The sequence below is a fragment of the Tenacibaculum agarivorans genome, assembly GCF_001936575.1.
Lineage (GTDB): Bacteria > Bacteroidota > Bacteroidia > Flavobacteriales > Flavobacteriaceae > Polaribacter > Polaribacter agarivorans.
The window spans coordinates 119548-136158 of the sequence record NZ_MSMP01000001.1; the positions used below are offsets into that span (position 1 = coordinate 119548).

At 32.1% G+C, this 16611-nt stretch carries 11 protein-coding genes; 7 read left to right on the top strand and 4 right to left on the bottom strand.

The window, feature by feature from the left end:
• Together BVC87_RS00575 and BVC87_RS00580 are read left to right on the top strand one after the other, a co-directional pair.
• Positions 1–570, top strand: coding sequence for a Crp/Fnr family transcriptional regulator (locus BVC87_RS00575; RefSeq protein WP_075340391.1), 570 nt, complete (start codon positions 1–3; stop codon positions 568–570).
• A gap of 53 nt (positions 571–623) precedes the next feature.
• A complete protein-coding gene (locus BVC87_RS00580; protein WP_075340392.1) occupies positions 624–1634 on the top strand; it encodes an NAD-dependent epimerase/dehydratase family protein in 1011 nt (336 codons plus the stop codon).
• Positions 1635–2090: 456 nt separating this feature from the next.
• Here BVC87_RS00580 and hutG read toward each other — a convergent pair whose 3' ends face one another.
• From hutG to hutH, 4 genes are all read right to left on the bottom strand, one after another.
• Complete coding sequence (hutG, locus tag BVC87_RS00585; protein WP_099098821.1) at positions 2091–3077, bottom strand: formimidoylglutamase; 987 nt, start codon at positions 3075–3077, stop codon at positions 2091–2093.
• 206 nt (positions 3078–3283) lie between these two features.
• Complete coding sequence (gene hutI, locus BVC87_RS00590) at positions 3284–4522, bottom strand: imidazolonepropionase (protein ID WP_075340393.1); 1239 nt, start codon at positions 4520–4522, stop codon at positions 3284–3286.
• Positions 4522–6519: a urocanate hydratase gene (locus BVC87_RS00595; RefSeq protein WP_075340394.1), complete on the bottom strand. Its 1998-nt coding sequence runs from the start codon at positions 6517–6519 to the stop codon at positions 4522–4524. Before BVC87_RS00595 ends, hutI begins: the two co-directional genes overlap by 1 nt.
• A 124-nt stretch (positions 6520–6643) precedes the next feature.
• The gene (hutH, locus tag BVC87_RS00600) at positions 6644–8137 is read right to left on the bottom strand and encodes a histidine ammonia-lyase (RefSeq protein ID WP_075340395.1); all 1494 of its coding nucleotides are present in this window, start codon (positions 8135–8137) and stop codon (positions 6644–6646) included.
• Positions 8138–8415: 278 nt separating this feature from the next.
• On the opposite strand from hutH, the gene BVC87_RS00605 reads away from it, so the two are divergent.
• The 5 genes from BVC87_RS00605 (at position 8416) to BVC87_RS00625 (ending at position 16611) form a co-directional block, all read left to right on the top strand.
• Positions 8416–9309, top strand: coding sequence for a LysR family transcriptional regulator (locus BVC87_RS00605; RefSeq protein WP_075340396.1), 894 nt, complete (start codon positions 8416–8418; stop codon positions 9307–9309).
• A 102-nt stretch (positions 9310–9411) separates the two neighbouring features.
• Entirely contained in the window at positions 9412–10098 is a 687-nt protein-coding gene (locus tag BVC87_RS00610; protein ID WP_075340397.1) for a TIGR04282 family arsenosugar biosynthesis glycosyltransferase, read from the top strand.
• A 96-nt stretch (positions 10099–10194) separates the two neighbouring features.
• Positions 10195–13305, top strand: coding sequence for a TonB-dependent receptor (locus tag BVC87_RS00615; RefSeq protein WP_075340398.1), 3111 nt, complete (start codon positions 10195–10197; stop codon positions 13303–13305).
• 112 nt (positions 13306–13417) lie between these two features.
• Positions 13418–14134: a hypothetical protein gene (locus tag BVC87_RS00620; protein ID WP_075340399.1), complete on the top strand. Its 717-nt coding sequence runs from the start codon at positions 13418–13420 to the stop codon at positions 14132–14134.
• 128 nt (positions 14135–14262) lie between these two features.
• Positions 14263–16611, top strand: coding sequence for a penicillin acylase family protein (locus BVC87_RS00625; protein WP_075340400.1), 2349 nt, complete (start codon positions 14263–14265; stop codon positions 16609–16611).

A 16611-nucleotide genomic window follows, 5' to 3' on the forward strand; every position in this document is an offset into this window, starting at 1 on the left:
ATGGAATCTCTACTCTCATTTATTAGCTCTGCCATGCCTCTTTCGAAAGATGATATACAGCTTTTGAAAAAGGTGTTTACACCAATACACATGCCAGCTAAATCAGTATTTATTAAAGAAGGTAAAACCGAACAACACTTATACTTTTTAGAGCGTGGCATTGTAAAAGGATATAAGATTAATGATGGAAAAGTTGTTATTGAACACTTAGTAGAAGCTAATAATTTCTTAGCCTCATTAGATAGTTTTTTCTCTCAAACTGCAGCTAAAGAGTATTTTGAAACCATTACCGATTGCGATTTATTTAAAATTTCTAAAGCCGATTTTGATCTATTAAAACAATCAGGAGATCAATGGATTGGTTTTATAGAATCTATCACTAATGAAAGTATGCGTTGCAAACTAGAGAGAGTGAACGACTTTCAGACTTTGACCGCTAAGGAGAGATACTTAAAATTTATTACTAAAACACCCAACCTAGCAGCAAACGTATCTGTTGAAAATATGGCTTCTTATTTAGGAATGGAGCCTCAATCTCTCAGTAGAATACGACGACAAATCACTTTCTAACAAATGTTATTTTTTTCGTTTTAAGTTCATCTCATATTTGTAAAAAAACAAAAATGAGTAACGAAATTTCATTAGTCACTGGTGCAAACGGACATTTAGGTAACAACTTAGTTAGACTTCTTCTATCAAAAGGAATTACAGTTAAGGCATCAGTTAGAAACACTTCAAATAAAGCTCCTTTTTCAGGACTAAATTGTGAATTGGTCCAAGCAGATTTGATGGATAAAAACTCATTAGTTAAAGCTTTTAAAGGAGTTACCAACTTATATGCTGTAGGAGCAGCTTTTAAAATGTGGGCAAAAAATCCTAAAACTGAAATTTATGAAACTAATGTCCAAGGCACTAAAAATTTATTTGAAGCAGCTTCCATTTGTGGAGTACAAAATATTGTTTACGTAAGTTCTGTTGCAGCACTAGACTTCACCAAACTTCCAGCCAAAGAAAGTAACGGATATAATACAGACAGAAGAAATTGGTATTATAATTCTAAAAATGATTCTGATAAACTTGCCTTAGAACTAAGTGTTAAGTACAATATCAGAACAGTACTCATATTACCTTCAGCAATGATTGGTAGTGTGGCTTATAAATTAAGTTATTCCAATCGATTGGTTTGGCAAATTTTAAGCGGCGAAATTCCTGTAGATACCAATATCACTCTCAATTGGATTGATGTTAATGATGTAGCGAAAGGAGCACATAATGCCATGATAAAAGGGAAAAATAGAGAACGATACATACTAGCAAATGAAAAACATTTTTCAATTCAAGAAAGTGTAAAAGTAGCAGCTCAATTATATCCTGAACTAAAATTGAAAACTCCTAAAAAAGTACCTAAATCATTATTATATGCTATTGCCTCATTAATGGAATTTGCAAGTAAGATAACTGGAAAAGAACCTTTATTACAACGTGAATATTTGGATATGTTTTATGGTTTAAAACAAGATTATAATATCAATAAGGCTAAAAAAGAATTAGATTTTAATCCTAAACCTTCAGAACAAGCCCTTATTGATGCCTTGAAATATTTAAAAAACGAATGGCAACAACCAACGTTATAAAATATTATTTTAACATGAATCTCATTTAAAAATAATAGTATCACACAAAAATCTTGTCAAACCGTCATTACGATGAATGAAACATAGTGAAATGAAGAAGTAATCTATTGGTATAAGAACGAAAATATCTTTTTTAGAAAAAGATTACTTCATACGTTGCACTTCTTCACTATGATTTTTGAATTAATAATTTATCCCCTCCTTTGTCTTGATACAAAGGAGCAAAAATCAAGATTTATGATAAAAATTAAAAAATACTACGGTATCTCCAGCCACAGATGAAAAGAACTCGCTATCGCTCAAACAGCTTTTCATCTTAATCCTAACCCTGCTATCTTGATTTTTAGTAATTTTTATCAATAGATCAATGTAGTTACTTAAATGCCATTACAAACGTTTTACAAAAATCTTGTCGAGTGTCTAGAACTAATAAGGATTTCTTATCCGAAACTCACATTATTTCAGCATAGAAACTACATAATTTATAATTCTAGTCGCTAAGTTTGCTGTACTATTGCCTATGTCAAATTCAGGGTTTAGTTCAGCAATATCTAAAGAAATTACTTTCTCTGTTTTTATCAAATAATTTAAAATTGAAAACACAAAAAATGGAGAAAACCCCATAGGTGAAGGAGCACTTACTCCAGGAGCATATGCAGATGAAAAACCATCTAAATCAATGGTAATGTATATCCAATCATTTTGTGTTATAAATGTTTTTAACGGCTCTTTAATACGAGTTAAATTTTCTAAAGTACAATCGTAATTATAAATAAAACTTACTTGATTTTTATTAGCAATATCGAATAATTCTGAAGTATTGGATTCTTCTTGAATTCCAATAGCTAAATAGTCAACATCTCTTCCGTGTTCTTTTAGTATTTGATAAAATGGTGTTCCTGAATTTGGTTCAGTATCTAAGGGACGTAAATCAAAATGTGCATCAAAATTTATAATTCCGATTTTAGGTTTTGATGTATTTTTTACTGCATTCCATACTCCTTTAAAATGACCATAAGCAATATCGTGACCTCCACCAATTACAATTGGAAAAATTTTATTGGCTAATAATTCACTTACTACACTTGACAATTCCTTCTGACAATTTTCCAAGTCTGTATTCTCACATGTTATATCTCCAAAATCAGCCACTTTCTTTTCCGAATGATGATAGGCTAACTTTCCTAAACGTTCTCGTACTGTTTTAGGACCATTTTTAGCACCCACTCTTCCTAAATTTCTTCGCACACCTTCATCACAAGCATATCCTAATAACCCTATATCTGGTTTAGTTTTTGATTTGACTTCATTTAAATCAATCATAGCAATAGCCTGATACCAATATTGAACTCCTAACTCTGGTTTTGTAGCTCTTCCTTTCCAATTTTCTTGATTTGGAGATTGATAAAACTCTCTTGAAAGATTTATTTTTTTTAATTCCATTATTTTATTTTTAGTATCAATCACGTTTAAGAATGAGAGTGTCACTTCGAGTGAAATTTATTGGAGTAGAACAGAAATGAATTTTGTATTTCGATTTTACCTCATTAGCATTCCGTAAAATTACTCGAACTGACATTTCAACATTCACTTTCAAATCTTCAAATTAACAAATTAATATATTGATACATTAGTACATTATTTCATTGTTACATTTTCTTACCCGATATATACACTTCTTCAATTTGATTCATACCAAAAGCATACGGAATTGAAGCATACGAATGTATCGGTTTTGTCAAAATTAAATTCGCTTTTTTTCCTACTGTAATAGAGCCTACTTCCTTTTCTAATCCCATCGCATATGCTCCATTAATAGTAGCTGCATTTATTGCTTCTTCTGGAGTCATTTTCATTTTAATACATGCTGTAGACACTACAAAATTCATATTTCCTGAAGGTGTAGATCCTGGATTATAATCGCTTGCTAAAGCTAACGGTAATCCTGCATTCATTATTTTTCTAGCAGGTGTGTATGAAATACTTAAAAAGTAAGAACATGAAGGTAATGCCACTGGCATAGTTTTGCTTCCTTGCAAAGCTTTAAGATCTTCATCATTTATTAATTCTAAGTGATCTACGGAAAGCGCATCGTTCATTACCGCTGATTGCACACCTCCAATAGCTGTAAATTGGTTTACATGTACTTTAGGAAGTAATCCATATTTTTTTGCTTCTCCTAATACCAACTCCATATCTGCTACTGAGAAATAACCTGTTTCACAAAACACATCAATATAATTGGCTAACTTTTCTTCAGCAACCACTGGTAACACCTCTTTTAGCATCAACTCCAAAAAAGCCTGTTTATTAGTTTTATATGCCGTAGGAATTGCATGAGCTGCTAAAAACGTAGCTTTAATTGGCAATGCATATTCATCATGTAACCGTTTAATTACTCGAAGCATTTTTAGTTCTGCATCTACAGTTAATCCATATCCCGATTTTATTTCAATAGCTCCAGTACCTAATTGAATTACTTCTTCTAATCGATATTTACTTTGTTGATACAAATCTTCCTCTGAAGTTTGTTGTAGTTTTTTTGTTGAATTTAGAATCCCTCCACCATTATTAGCAATTTCTTCATAGGTTTTTCCTTTAATTCGATCTACAAACTCACCTTCTCTATTTCCAGCATACACAATATGGGTATGCGAGTCGCACCATGTGGGTAAAATCATTTTTCCTGTAGCATCTATCACTTCATTTACAGATAACTCGCTAGGACAATTAGGCATTTCTCCAAAATCAGCAATACGTCCATCTTCAATGAGTAAATACGCATTTTTTAGAGTTGGCAAGTCATCCATTTCTACCCCAGCAACAAAAGAAATTGGCGCTGTACGTACCTGTAATAATTCTTTAATATGTGTAAAAAGTGTTCGCATTAAAATAATTTTTTTACAATCGTATCTTCTACTAAATTCGGTATCGTCACTTTGAGATTAGGAGTACGTTCCATTTCTCGTTGTATTGCAAAAATTGCTCCTGAGTTTCTTGCCCAACTTCGTCTTGATATTCCATTATTTACATCGTAAAATAACATGGTTTTTAATCGCTTTTCTGCCTCCTCAGTTCCATCAAGTAACATTCCAAAACCACCATTCATTACTTCTCCCCATCCTACTCCACCTCCATTGTGAATAGACACCCAAGTAGCTCCTCTAAAACTATCTCCAATTACATTATGAATGGCCATATCCGCTGTAAACTTACTTCCATCGTAGATATTAGATGTTTCTCTATACGGAGAATCCGTTCCACTTACATCGTGATGATCTCTTCCCAACACTACAGGACCAATCTCATTATTTGCAATAGCATCGTTGAAAGCTTGTGCAATTTTAGCTCTTCCTTCTGCATCTGCATATAAAATTCGTGCTTGAGAACCTACCACCATTTTATTGTGTTTCGCGTCTTTAATCCAAGTAATATTATCTTGCATTTGCAATTGGATTTCAGCTGGAGCTATTTTCATAATCTCTTGTAAAACTTCCATCGCTATTTGATCCGTTTTATCTAAATCTTCAGGTTTACCAGAAGCACACACCCATCTAAACGGACCAAAACCATAATCGAAACACATAGGACCTAAAATATCTTGTACGTAAGAAGGGTATTTAAAATCAATACCATTTTCGGCAAGTATATTTGCTCCTGCCCTTGATGATTCTAATAAAAATGCATTTCCATAATCAAAGAAATACGTTCCTTTTGCTGTATGTTTATTAATGGCCTTTGCATGTCTACGCAAAGAAGCTTGCACTTTTTCTTTAAATACTTCTGGTTCTTCTCGAATTAATCGATTCGATTCCTCATAAGAAATTCCAACAGGATAATATCCTCCAGTCCATGGAATATGTAATGAGGTTTGGTCTGATCCTACATGAATAAAAATATTTTCTTCATCAAATCGTTCCCAAATTTCTACTACATTTCCAATATAAGCGATAGACACCACTTCTTCTTTTTCTTGAGCTTGTTGTACTCGAGTAATCAATACTTCTATATCATCAATCAAAACATCTACCCAACCTTGTTCATGACGTTTGATAGCTGCTTTCGGATTAACCTCAGCACAAATGGTAATACAGTTGGCAATATTTCCTGCTTTTGGCTGTGCTCCACTCATGCCTCCTAATCCAGCCGTTAGAAAAATCTTTCCTTTAGGACTTTCTCCATTCGATAAAATCTTGCGAAATGCATTCATCACAGTAATGGTAGTTCCATGAACAATTCCTTGTGGACCGATATACATATATGAACCTGCTGTCATTTGTCCATATTGGGTAACTCCTAATGCATTGTACTTTTCCCAATCGTCAGGTTTTGAATAATTTGGAATCATCATCCCATTCGTAACCACAACTCTTGGTGCTCCTACAGAAGAAGGAAACAATCCCATGGGATGACCTGAATACATGTGTAGGGTTTGCTCCTCTGTCATAGTTGCTAAATACTGCATTGTTAACAGATATTGTGCCCAGTTTTGAAATACAGCACCGTTTCCTCCATAAGTAATTAACTCTTCCGGGTGTTGTGCTACAGCTGGATCTAAATTATTCTGAATCATCAACATAATTGCTGCCGCTTGCATAGATTGCGCAGGATATTCTTCTATAGGTCTCGCATAGATTTTATAATCAGGTTTAAAACGATACATATAAATGCGACCATAAGCTGCCAACTCCTGAGCAAACTCTTCTGCTAAAATACTATGCCATGTTTCTGGGAAATAACGTAATGCATTTCGAACTGCTAGTTGTTTTTCTTCAACAGATAAAATATCTTTTCGCTTAGGTGCTCTATTGATATCTTCAGGATATGCTTTCGGAGTAGGTAATTCGTTGGGTATACCTTGTAATATTTGTTTTTGAAATGTCATGATTCAGACTTCTATTTTTTCCAATTATCAATTAAAGTTTATTTTCTCTTTATTTTAAACAAAGAAAAACCGAAACTTTTACACAGTTATTTTTAACTTCTAGCTTCTAGCTTCTAGCAAAAAACTAACTAGTTATAAACACTCTATTTTTCACTAAGCTTATCATCGCATTAATATCATCTTTCAATAATCTATCATCTTCTAATTTCGATACTTTTGTTCTTATTATATCGTGATTTTTCTCGATAATATCAGAACATCTATTGGGTCTTCTAAACTCTAAAGCTTGTGCTGCATACATTAATTCTATAGCTAAAATTTTCTCTAGATTCCCTAGGATTTGATTAAATTTCCTTCCTGAAATACTACCCATAGATACATGATCTTCTTGGCCTAAAGATGTAGGAACACTATCCGCTGATGGAGGAAAACACAAGGATTTATTTTCTGTCACTAAAGCTGCAGTGGTATACTGCGGAATCATAAACCCAGAGTTTAGCCCCCCTTTTTCAGTTAATAAACGTGGTAAACCATATTTTCCTTCCAATAATAAGTAACATCTTCTATCAGAAATATTTCCTAATTCTGCAGCTGCTAATGCCCCATAATCTAAAGCCATCGCTAAAGGTTGTCCGTGAAAATTCCCTCCAGAAATAGCCTCTGTCTCACTAATTATAATTGGATTATCAGTAACTGAATTCATTTCTATTTCAGTTAGTTCTTTTAAATGCTCGTATGCATTTCTAGAGGCTCCATGAACTTGAGGGATACAACGTATAGAATACGGATCTTGCACACGTTCACATTCCAAATGCGAAGCTAAGTTTTGTGAACCTTCTAATAGCATTCGCATTCTTTTAGCTACTTCAATAGTCCCTTTAAAAGGACGAATATGATGTAATGTTTCATGGAATGGTAATGCATTACCTTGAAACCCTTCTAAACTCATAGCACCTGAAACATCGGCCAAATCAAGCACATATTTCATTTTATCTAATCCTAGAATTGCATGTGCTAGAATGAATTGTGTTCCGTTAATTAATGCTAACCCTTCTTTTGCTTCCAGTTGAAGTGGTAATAAACCATATTTCTTATGTACTTCTTTTGCATCAACAATTTCATCATTTACCCAAAACTCTCCTTCTCCAATCAGTGGTAAAAATAAATGTGACAATGGTGCTAAATCTCCTGAAGCTCCAACAGATCCCTGTTCGGGGACTAGAGGCAACAAATTATGTTTTATAAAAAATAACATACGTTCTATAACTACTAGACGTATCCCTGAAAATCCTTGACATAAAGCGTGAACTTTACAAATCATCATCAATTTAGATAATTTTTTATCAATTGGATTTCCTACTCCTACTGCATGAGTTATTAGCAAATTATGTTGTAATACATTTGTTTCTTCGGGAGAAATTTGAGTATCGCAAAGAGGACCAAACCCTGTATTTATTCCATATACAGCTTTGTTAGAATTTGCCATTATCTCTACCTTCTTTCTACATGATATTACTTTTTCTACAGTCTCTTTTGTTAATACTGTTTCCAATTTACCATCTACAATATCTATTATTGTTGATACTGTTAATTGATCTATTCCGTATTTAAATTCCATTTTCATCTGTTCTATTAGATTTAATGTGAATCTCGTTTAAGTATTTCAATGTCACTTCGAGTAATTTTACGGAGTAATAACGTAGTAAAATTGTTCTGAATCAAGTTCAGCAGGACTATCGAGAACATTACTTTACTTCTCGATACAAAATTATTTTTCATTTCATTACAAATAATTTCATTCGAAGTGACAAAAACTTATTCGATCTTCATTAATAATTTAAAATTAAGAGTAAATTTGATGCTCAACAAGACTATTTTAGTTTACAAATAATAACTATGAGTTATCAATTTGAATTACGTCACCTCCGTTATTTTTTGGCCGTTGCTGAAGATTTACATTTTAGAAAAGCTGCAGATCGGCTTTACATTTCACAGCCAGGTTTGAGTAGACAAATAAAAAATTTAGAAGAGGAAATTGGAGTTTCACTCTTTGAACGTAATAATAGAAGAGTAACTTTAACTAAAGCAGGATTGTTTCTTCAAGGAGAGCTCCAAAAACATTTTAATGATTTAGAACGCATTATCGAACACACAAAGCTACTGCATGATGGTTTACAAGGTGATTTAAAATTAGGTTATGTTGGATCTGCTATGCAGGAAATAATTCCAACGTTATTGGTTACATTCAGAAAAAAATATCCTAAAATTCTTTTCAGTCTTAAAGAGATGGATAATTCTCAACAAATAACTCAATTACAATCTCAAGATATTGATCTTGGTTTTGTTCGTATGGAAAGAGTTCCAAGAGGCCTATCTACTTATCCAATAGTTAAAGAACCTTTCTGCCTAGTCTTGCCCGAAAATCATGCTATTACTTCTACAAGTTTTAAAGGCATACATCAACTTAAAGATGAATCATTTATTTTGTTTGATCCTGAATATAGTGCTTCTTACTATGAAAAAGTGCTCCAAATTTTTGATGATAGTGGTTTCACCCCCATAGTCACTCACAATACTATTCATTCTAATTCTATCTATAAATTAGTTGCTCATAATTTCGGTATTTCTATAGTTCCAAAATCACTACAATCTGATTATGTAAAAGGGATAAAATTTATTGAATTGAACAGCATTTCACAGCGAACAGTTCTATCTGCTGTATGGAACATTGAGAATAGAAACCCTATCCTAACAAACTTTTTAACGGAAATCAAAAAAAGCAAATTTTAAATCGCTTATTAATAGAACTTTACTATTAAAAAAACAGTTAAGACTGAGAATCTTGTAATATTTCTCTCTTTTACTCGACTATATACTCCCATAATACTATTTATGTATAATTCAAAAACAGATACTGCTATCCTTTTGTTTTCTAATACTTCTACTTATGAAGCTATAGAAAAACAAATTGCTAATAGTGAGCATCTATTTGAATATTTACATAACAAAGCATTTGATAAAGCTCAAAAAACAAACCTTAACGTTCTTCATTTTAATGAAAAAAATCAAATAGGTAATACTTTTGGTGAACGGATCTCTAATGCTATAGCTTCTGTTTTTAACAAAGGTTATAAAAATGTTATTGTTATTGGTAATGATAGCCCAGAGTTACATGTTAACCATATAATTGATGCTAATAAAAACTTAGAAAAAGGAAAAAATACAATTGGTCCATCATTAGATGGTGGTGTTTATTTATTTTCTATAGCCAAACACCAATTTCACAAAGATAAGTTCGCGGCTCTCCCTTGGAAGACTTCAAAATTATCTAAATCTTTACGTATTTTTTTACGATCGGGTAACACATATGTACAGTTACTTGAATCTCTAAAAGATATAGATTCTGGAAAAGATTTACTGTATTTTTCTACTGCATATAGATATACTACCTCCACACTAAAAAGAATTATTCTAGAAATTACCAAGCTGATTTCTAAAACTATATACTCTAATTTAAATTACAATAGTACTTCATTTACCAAAACCTTTTATAATAAAGGTTCTCCAAGGCTTGTTTAAAATAATTACAACTCATCTTAATCTACTTTTAAAATCCATAAAAAAGTAGTTTTTGTCTATACTTTATAAACAAACCAATTCAATCATTTTCGTTATATGAAAATCAAAATTTTTATTGCTCTTTTTTTTAGCGCACTTTATATAAACGCACAGGAAACAACAGGAAATATAGAAGGTAAAATTACCGATACTAGTGGTATTTCTATTCCTTTTGCGTCTATCATTATTACTGATACAGAAACAAACACTACTTATGGAACAAGTTCTCAAGAATCTGGTCATTATGTAGTTGCCAATATTCCTCCTGGAAACACATACAAACTAGAAGTTCATTTTATAGGCTATCATACCTATATGAAGACTAATGTAACTATTCAACTAGGTAAAACTTTAGCTGTAGACGTTACGCTAGAAGAAGAAAGCGCTACATTGGATGAAGTTGTGATCTCTGCAAAATCAAATAGAATAAACCCTTCCGTAATTAACACTAAACAATTACTAAAAACACCAACTATTAGTAGAAGTGTTCAAGATTTAACTAGAAATTTATCTGAAGCAAACTTAAATTCCTTTGGTGGTGCAAGTAATCGATTTAATAATTTTAATATTGATGGTATAGCAAGTAATGATGTTGTCGGTTTTCAAGAACCTGCTAGTGGAGCTGCGGGGTCTTCGGCTAATGGTACACCAGGAAGTTTATCAAGAAGTCAACCCATAAGTTTTGGAGCTATTAAAGAACTTTCTGTAAAAACTTCTCCATTTGATGTTAGTATTGGAAACTTTACAGGAGCCAATATTAATGTGGTGACTAAAAATGGTACCAATACTACTAAAGCTGAAATTTACGGTTATGGAAACAATCAACTCTTGATAGGTTCTTTTGCTGATGGAATAGAACAGGAAGTAAATAGTTTTTATGACATTCAGTTTGGTGGTGGTGTAGGTGGAGCTATAAAAAAAGATAAGCTGTTTTATTATGTAAATGTTGAACAAGCGCTAAGTAAAACACCTCTTATTGGTGCACCTGGGACTTCGGGTTCAAATATTAGTCAACAAACAGTAGTTGATATCGCCAACAAATTAAAAACCGATTATAATTATGATCCTGGTGCTTTTGAAACTAGCGATATTGAAACTGCATCTACTAAAGTTTTTACGCGTTTGGATTACAATATCTCCAAGAAACATAAATTGACATTCCGTAATAACTTTGTAAAGAGTTTTGCTGATAACTTGGAATGGAATCAAGCTGTTTTTAATTTTGGTAATCAGGGCTATCGTCATAATAGTATTTTAAATGGAACTACTTTAGAATTAAACTCTAGTTTAGCTGAGAATGTGGCTAATATTCTAACTTTAGGATACACTAAAGTAAAAGAAGATCGTTCTTATGATGGACGTGTTTTTCCACATATAGAAATTAACGATTCATCTAACCGAATTTTTGCAGGAACGTATAGAGAAGCTTCTATTTACAATACCAATTTGAATACATTTCAATTGACCAATAAATTAACGTATTATAAAAATAATCATACCATTACTGGAGGATTATTATTTCAATACAATGATATCGATTATGGTTTTTTAACGGCATGGAATGGTCGTTGGGCGTATAGATCTGTTGATGATTTTTTAAACGACAGACCCTCTAGAATTCGTGGTGTGTATCATGTAACAAACAATTCATTTGATTTTGTAAATAACAGACCTTCTGCAACTATAGATGTATTAACTTCGGCATTTTATATTCAAGATAAAATAAGAATTAATGATCAATTTTCTGTAAATTTTGGAGTACGTTTAGACAATCAATTATTGCTCGATAATTTACCTTTAAGCCCATTAGTTAGAAATACACCTGAGTTTAGCCATTTTACCAATCAAATTGATGTAAATCCTCATATTAATCCAAGAGTTAGTTTTGAATACACCTTAGATGAAGACAAAAAGTATAAACTGAGCGGAGGAAGCGGCTTATTTACTGGTAGAATACCTTATTTATGGTTTGCTTATGCAGAATATATTTCAGGTACCGATTATTTTAATGTAGATATTAGACCTAACGGGACTCCTGTGCCACTAGAAGAAAATTTAGGAACTCTGGCTACTCAACAACCCGGGTTAACGGAAATAAATTTGATAGACACTGACTTTGAACTCCCAAGGGAATGGAAAACTCGACTACATTTTGAAGCTAAATTACCTCGCAAATTCAGATTTACTGCGGAAGCAACCTATACAGATGTATTGAAAGGCATCTTTTTTCAATCGATAAATAGACGTCAAGAATTCGGAAATTATTCGGGAGCAGACACTCGTTTATTTTATAATGGAACACGAGTAAATGATAATTTCACTAATGTATTTTTATTAAGTAACACCAACAAAGGATATCGTTACAACATCAATCTTGGGATATACAAAGAAACCGATAATTATTCTGGCTTTTTAGGATATACTCATGGAAAAAGTAAAGAAGTATCAAGTACTGTTCGTAATTCTTCTGCTGCTAATTTTGAGTGGAATCAAGCTATAAATTCTCACGATCCTGATTTATCTTTTTCTAACTTTGACTTACGTCATAAACTAGTTTCTTCTCATAGCTACAACATTAATTTCAAGAACAATCATCAAATACAACTTTCTGCGTTATATACGGGAACTTCCGGAAGCCCTTATTCAGTAGTGTATCAAGGTGACGTCAATAGAGATGGATCTTCAAGAAATGATTTGGTATATATTCCAGCCAATCAAAATGAAATTCAATTACAAGATATTACTGATATTAATGGAAATATTTTAGTTCCTGCTCAAGAGCAATGGAATCGATTAGATACATTTATTGAAAACAATGATTACCTGAGTGAAAATAGAGGACAGTATGCAGAACGAAATGGAGGTAGAACACCATGGAACCATCAGTTAGACGCGAAATTTGTATACAATTTACCCTTTGAGAATAATACAAACTTACAAGTAAGTTTAGATGTTTTTAATGTGCTGAACCTTATTCATAAAAATTGGGGTAGATTAGTTTTTGTTCCTAATGTAACAAACTCCAACTTTAATTTATTAGAATTTAGAGGAGTAGAAAACAATCAACCTGTGTATCAATTCACTTTAGATGAAAATGCGCAACCTTGGGTTTTAGATCCGATTAATTCTCGTTGGAGAGCGCAACTGGGTATAAAATATCAGTTTTAAAACATAATCTATTAATCTTAATTTTCAAACACCAGTATTATTTCTGGTGTTTTTTTATTCAACTAATAACTATAAATTCTTATTGTATATTAGCAATTCAAATTACAACGCTATGAAATATTTAATACTACTTATTACATGTTTAGGATTACTGAATAACAACTCTATAGATGCTGGTGATCCCTCTATACAAGCCGTTTGTAAAATAACTACTAAAAACAACACTACTCATGAAGGCTTTATAACATTAATAAAAGGTGGCTATTGCATGCTTCCGAATGGTTTTTATTTCGAAATTGGAGATGGTAAAACATATAGAAAACTGTATGATTTTAATTTTTATAGTCTTCAAAAAACAAAAGATGGAATATTTAATTTAGGTTATAGCTCATTTAAAGCAAAACGAGCATATTTTATTACCCATACTCCGCATCATGGACACTTTAAAAAAGAACAAAATGATATTGCAATAGATTCTAAAGGAAAAAAGTTAGTTTCAAGAAAATATAATGAGTTCACCTATAAATTATTTGACTCTATTCCACTTTTTAAAGAACTTCCAAGAGAATATCATTTAAGATATGATAAATTAGAAAACCTAACTGAAAAAATTGCTATGTCTGATATTATTTCTGTTGAAATTGTTAAAAAACCTCAACAAATTTGGTTAGATAGAATTGCTAAAGCCAAGAAATTATATTGGGATGATAACGATACTGAAGATTCAACTGGGGATTTCCTTGAACCTACTTGGTATCATGAATTAATTCAGGATCAAAATAAATTTAATACGTTGAAAGACTATTACAATAAATGGAAAAAGCTCTGAATTTTCCAATTGTAATCTGTATAGAACTTATTTTAACTATTCTAACTTTTAAATCCATAGGAGATAATTCCCTATGAATTAATAATAAACTATCTTAGTAATCTTATTTAAGATAAACTAGACTCACTATGAAAAAAGGCAAACTCATTATTGCTTCAATCCTAATTCTCCTAATTATTGCTGCTGTTGTATATATTTCAAATATTAACAACTTTAAAAGAGAAGGAACGGTACAAATTTCAAAAAATACCGCTCCTATACAAATTTATAGAGATGAAAATGGTGTTCCATATGTTATTGCAGAGAATAAAGCGGATGTAATTAGAGGACAAGGGTTTGTATCTGCTCAAGATCGTCTTTTTCAAATAGAATTTTATAGAGCATTAATTAAAGGAGAATTAGCAGAAATAATCGGACCTTCAATGGTACAATCTGATATTAAAATGCGAGTTTTCAATTTACCTCAACTTGCAAAAAATAGCTTTGCTAACTTAAATAAAGAAGCTGTAGATTTTCTGACTTGGTACAGCGAAGGCTTTAATGAATATCTTTCAACTAGTGCAAATGAATTCCCTGTAGAATTAAGTTTACTTAGTATTCAACCTTCAGAAATTAAGCCATTAGACATTATGAGTATTATTATGTTTATCGGTTTTACTCATGGTAGAGATATGGAGGATGAAATCCTAACATTAAATCTTGCCGCAAAATCTACTTTAGATAAAAACACATTTCCATTAAACATAAACCCTGATAGAACAAAACCATTGCTTATTGATTTTAATAAGATTAATGCTGCGCTTTCAGAAAAACTAAATGTTGAGCCAACTAAAATGACGCCAACATTACTACCGCTACCTGAATTTGGCTCTAATAACTGGGCTATTTCTGGTAAAAAATCAGCTTCAGGCAAAGTTATTGTTTGTAATGATCCTCATGTAGATTCTAGATTGCTTCCTGGAATTTTCCATCCTATTGGTTTATCATGTCCAGAATTTAAAAGTGCTGGAATTGCAATTCCAGGTATTCCGGGTATTTTAGGTGGTCGTAACGAGTTTGTTTCTTTTGGGATTACCAATGGTTATGGTGATAGTCAAGATTTATGTATAGAAAAAACCGAAGACGATTTCTATTTTGCTGGAGAGGAAAAACTTCCAATTTCGAAAAGAAAAGAAACTATAAAGGTTAAAGATGGCGAAGATATTGTAATCGAAGTTCGATCAACAGTTCATGGTCCAATAATTTCCGATTTTGACATTTTTGGAATTATGACTCAAGATGTTGTTAGTTTACAATGGTCACTCGCTTATTCGAAAAGTAAATCTATTGGTTTTGAGCGTTTTTTAGAATCTAAAAATGTATCTGAATTCAGAGAAGCATTATTCGGAGTAGATAACATGTTTTTCAACTTTGTTTTCGGAGATATAGAAGGGAATATCGCACATCAAGCCACAGGTCTTATTCCTAAAAGAATAAACAGTCAAGGAATGATTAAAGAAAGTCAAACTTTTGATGAATTTATTCCAAAAGACAGTATGCCACATATGATAAATCCTAAGAAAAATTGGGTAGCGACAGCAAACCATGATACGCGTCCTGATGATTATCCCTTTTATTACTCCGAGCATTTCTCACCGAATTATCGTTACTTAAGAATCAAAGAGGTTTTAGGAGAAAATCGCAAGTTTAGCAAGAATGATTTATGGCAACTCATCCTAGATTGTAAAAGCATGCAAGCTGAAAGATTGGCTCCTATTTTTGTAGCTGCTCTTAACAAAAATGACAAAACAAAGGAACTAGGAGAAATCTTAAGTAACTGGAATCATGTTGATGATGTAAATGCACAAGGTGGAGCTGTTTATAATGTGTTGTATGAGTATTTGGCAACTCTAATTTTAAATGATGAATTACCAGATGAGTTAGAAGATACATTCTGGAGTAGCGGATATTACTGGATGCAAAAATTAGATGATTTTATTGTTACGAATCACAAAGTCATAGATAACATCACTACACCTGAAGTTGAAACATTGGATGATTTAATTGTTGAAGCTGGAATTATGACTACAAAGTATCTTACTAAAGAAATTGGTCCTAATTCCAAAGAATGGACTTGGGGTAAAATTCATAAAATATATTTCGCCAGTCCAATTCGTCAAGATGGTTTTGGTAAATCTTTACTTGGTTTTGAAGAATTCCCTAAAAGTGGTTCTAATCAAACCATAAATAGAGGAATGTATAAAAAATCAAAAGACCTCAACTTTGATACTGGTTGGTTTAGTTCTTTCAGAATGGTTGCTGATTTAAGCGATTCTGAAAAATTTATGGGAGCTCTTGCGGGAGGAAATTCAGCTAGAATATTCCATCCATATTATAAATCTCAAGTGGACATCTGGAAGAATAATACGTGGATTCCATATTGGATTTCTCAAGAGAAAGTACTTGAAAACTCAAAATATAAATTGATTTTAGATTAG